Source organism: Kitasatospora putterlickiae (assembly GCF_039527695.1).
GTDB lineage: Bacteria > Actinomycetota > Actinomycetes > Streptomycetales > Streptomycetaceae > Kitasatospora > Kitasatospora putterlickiae.
This window is the reverse complement of the sequence record NZ_BAAAKJ010000297.1, coordinates 8,651-12,716: the sequence shown is the minus strand read 5'-3', so window position 1 is coordinate 12,716 and position 4,066 is coordinate 8,651. Positions and strand designations below refer to the sequence as shown.

The 4,066-nt window shown below is 75.2% G+C and carries 1 protein-coding gene and 1 riboswitch; the gene reads right to left on the bottom strand.

Annotation, left to right across the window (positions count from 1 at the left end; genetic code table 11):
* Positions 1-136 precede the first annotated feature (136 nt).
* Entirely contained in the window at positions 137-3,751 is a 3,615-nt protein-coding gene (gene cobN / locus ABD308_RS28805) for a cobaltochelatase subunit CobN (RefSeq protein WP_344340725.1), read from the bottom strand.
* A 156-nt stretch (positions 3,752-3,907) separates the two neighbouring features.
* A riboswitch (cobalamin riboswitch) is annotated at positions 3,908-3,993 on the bottom strand.
* Positions 3,994-4,066: the final 73 nt, after the last annotated feature.

Below are 4,066 nucleotides of genomic sequence, written 5' to 3'. Positions count from 1 at the left end.
GGACGGGCGGTGGCGGCGTCGCCGTCGGAGTCGGTGACGGGACCGGTGAGCAGGGGAGGGCGCGGCATGACCCGTATTGTCCGCTTGGCGAGGCTCCGTCACCAGCCCCTTGATCACCCGAACGGCTCAGGGCGGGTCAGCCCTCGTCGCCCTCCAGGTCGCCCTCGGTCTCCAGGAACGCCGCCTGCAGCTGCTCGATCAGCTCCGGGTCCGGCCGCTCCCACAGCCCCCGGCTCGCCGCCTCCAGCAGCCGCTCGCTGATGCCGTGCAGCGCCCACGGGTTGGCGCCCGCCAGGAACTCCCGGTTGACCGGGTCCAGCACGTACTCCTGGGTGAGCTTCTCGTACATCCAGTCCGCGACCACGCCGGTGGTGGCGTCGTACCCGAAGAGGTAGTCGACGGTCGCGGCCATCTCGAAGGCGCCCTTGTAGCCGTGCCGGCGCATCGCCTCGATCCAGCGCGGGTTGACCACCCGGGCGCGGAAGACCCGGGCCGCCTCCTCGGTCAGGGTGCGGGTGCGGACCGTCTCCGGGCGGGTGGAGTCGCCGATGTACGCGGTCGGCGCCTTGCCGGTGAGCGCGCGCACGGTGGCCACCATGCCGCCGTGGTACTGGAAGTAGTCGTCCGAGTCGGCGATGTCGTGCTCGCGGGTGTCGGTGTTCTTCGCGGCGACGGTGATCCGCTTGTACGCGGTCTCCATCTCCTCGCGGGCCGGGCGGCCGTCCAGCCCGCGCCCGTACGCGTAGCCGCCCCAGACCGTGTACACCTCGGCGAGGTCGGCGTCGGTGCGCCAGTCGCGGCTGTCGATCAGCTGGAGCAGGCCCGCGCCGTAGGTGCCGGGGCGGGAGCCGAAGACGCGCACGGTGGCCTTGCGCTCGTCGCCGTGCACCGCGAGGTCCGCCTGGACGTGGGCGCGCACGTGGTTGTCCGCGTCGGGCTCCTCCTGGGCGGCGGCCAGGCGCACCGCGTCGTCGAGCAGCGCGACCACGTGCGGGAAGGCGTCCCGGAAGAAGCCCGAGATGCGCAGCGTGACGTCGATCCGCGGGCGGCCCAGCTCCTCCAGCGGGACCGCCTCCAGACCGGTGACCCGGCGCGAGGCGTCGTCCCACACCGGGCGCACGCCCAGCAGCGCGAACGCCTCGGCGATGTCGTCACCGGCGGTGCGCATCGCGCTGGTGCCCCACAGCGACAGGCCCACCGACGGCGGGTAGGCGCCGTCGTTGTCGGCCCGGTAACGCTCGATCAGCGAGGCGGCGAGCGCCTGCCCGGTCTCCCAGGCGAGCTTGCTGGGCACCGCCTTGGGGTCGACGGAGTAGAAGTTGCGGCCGGTCGGCAGCACGTTGACCAGCCCGCGCAGCGGCGATCCGGACGGGCCGGCCGGGACGAAGCCGCCGCGCAGCGCGTGCAGCACGGCGTCCAGCTCGTCGGTGGTCGCGGCCAGCCGGGGCACCACCTGGAGGGCGGCGAACTCCAGCACCTCACGGACCGCGTCCGGCAGGCCCGCGGCGACCTTCTCCACCGCCTCGGGCGCCCAGTCGGCCGCCTCCATCGCCTCGACCAGCTCGCGGGCCTTCGCCTCGGCCGCGTCGGTGGCGCCCAGGGTCAGCGCGGCCTCGTCCAGCCCGAGCGCCTCGCGCAGGCCGGGCAGCGCGCTGACGCCGCCCCAGATCTGCCGGGCGCGCAGGATGGCGAGCACGATGTTGACCCGGTCGGTGCCGGCCGGCGCCTGGCCGAGGACGTGCAGGCCGTCGCGGATCTGGGCGTCCTTGACCTCGCAGAGCCAGCCGTCGACGTGCAGCAGGAAGTCGTCGAAGCCGTCGTCCTCGGGGCGCTCCTCCAGGCCGAGGTCGTGGTCGAGCCTGGCGGCCTGGATCAGCGTCCAGATCTGGGCGCGGATCGCGGGCAGCTTGGCCGGGTCCATCGCGGCGATGTTGGAGTGCTCGTCGAGCAGCTGCTCCAGGCGGGCGATGTCGCCGTAGGAGTCGGCGCGGGCCATCGGCGGCACCAGGTGGTCGACCAGGGTGGCGTGGGCGCGGCGCTTGGCCTGGGTGCCCTCGCCCGGGTCGTTGACCAGGAACGGGTAGACCAGCGGCAGATCGCCGAGCACGGCGTCCGGGCCGCACTCGGCGGACAGCGCGGCGGTCTTGCCGGGCAGCCACTCCAGGTTGCCGTGCTTGCCGAGGTGGACGACGGCGTGCGCGCCGAAGCCGCCGTCGGCCTGGGCGGCGGCGATCCAGCGGTAGGCGGCCAGGTAGTGGTGGGACGGCGGGAGGTCCGGGTCGTGGTAGATCGCGACCGGGTTCTCGCCGAAGCCGCGCGGCGGCTGGATGAGCACCAGCAGGTTCCCGGAGCGGATCGCGGCGAGCACGATGTCGCCGTCCGGGTTCCGCGAGCGGTCGACGTACAGCTCGCCGGGGGCCGGGCCCCAGTGCTCCTCGACCCGGGCGCGCAGGCCCTCGGGCAGGGTGGCGTACCAGCGGCGGTAGTCGGCGGCCGGGATGCGCACCGGGTTGCGGGCCAGCTGGTCCTCGGTGAGCCAGTCCTGGTCGTAGCCGCCGGCGGCGATCAGCGCGTGGATGAGGGCGTCGCCCTCGTGCTCGTGCTCACCCGCGTCGTCCAGGCCCGGCAGCGCGTCCCCGAGGTCCATGCCCTCCTCGCGCAGCGCGGTCAGCAGCCGGATCGCGCTGGCCGGGGTGTCCAGGCCGACGGCGTTGCCGACCCGGGCGTGCTTGGTCGGGTAGGCGGACAGCACCAGCGCGAGCCGGCGCTCGGCGGCCGGGAGGTGCCGCAGCCGGGCGTGCGCGACGGCGATCCCGGCGACCCGGGCGGAGCGCTCCTCGTCGGCGGCGTAGACGGTCAGGCCGTCCTCGTCCAGCTCCTTGAAGGAGAAGGGGACGGTGATCAGCCGGCCGTCGAACTCGGGCACCGCGACCTGGGTGGCGGTGTCCAGCGGGGACAGGCCGTCGTCGCTGGCCTCCCACTGGGCGCGCGACCAGGTCAGGCAGAGCGCCTGGAGGATCGGGCGGTCCAGCGCGGCGAGCGCGCCGGCGTCCCAGGCCTCCTCGTCCCCGCCGGCCTGCGCGTCGGCCGGCCGGGTGCCGCCGGCGGCGAGCACGGTGGTGACGATCGCGTCGGCCTCGCCGAGGGCGGCCAGCAGCTCCGGCTCGGCGCCGCGCAGCGAGGCGCAGTAGTACGCGCGGGCCTGGGCGCCCTGGTCCTCGACCGCCCGGCAGAGGGTCTCCACGAACGCGGTGTTGCCGCTCATGTGGTGGGCGCGGTAGTAGAGCACCGCGACGGTCGGACCCCCGGCCGTCCGGGCCGCGCGCTCCAGCGGGCCCCAGGCCGGGGCGGAGGCGGGCGGGGCGAAGCCGTGGCCGGTGAGCAGCACGGTGTCGGAGAGGAAGGCGCCGAGCTCGGCGAGGTTGGCCGCGCCGCCGTGCGCCAGGTAGGCGTGCGCCTCGGCCGCGATGCCGGCCGGCACGGTGGACAGCTCCATCAGCTGGGCGTCGGGGGCCTGCTCACCGGTCAGCACGACCACCGGGCGGGGGCCGGCGAGCAGCGCGTCCAGGCCCTCCTGCCAGGCACGGCGGCCGCCGAGCAGACGGACCACGACCAGGTCGGTGCCCTCCACCAGGGCGGGCAGGTCCTCGGGAGCCAGCCGGGCCGGGTTGCCGAGCCGGTAGCGCACCGGCCCCTCGGAGGCACGGGCGCTCAGCAGGTCGGTGTCGGACGTCGACAGCAGCAGAATCATGCGAAGGCCCTCCCGGCCTCGGAGGCGAACGGGCGAGTGCCTGCGGGCACGGACATGGGCATCGGCACGGGCGACCACGAGGGCCCGGGCACGCGACGGCGCATGGCTTTCAAGCCTTCCTCGGGGTCCGCGCCCCGGGCCGGTGGAGGACGGCAGGAGTTCCTGGCTCCCGCGCTCCACCGGAGGTCCGGTGAACCGCGGTCACAGTGGCGGGACCGCACCGGGTTCGCACCGGTTTCCTCCCCTGCGCCGTCGCTGGCGGCGGCCGGTCCGCGGGCCGCGCCCGACCTGTGCTTCTCCGCCAACACCGGCCGC

Bases quoted from the DNA above. Each gene is read 5' to 3' on its own strand.
- cobN (WP_344340725.1), bottom strand. From the start codon at position 3,751: ATGATTCTGCTGCTGTCGACGTCCGACACCGACCTGCTGAGCGCCCGT.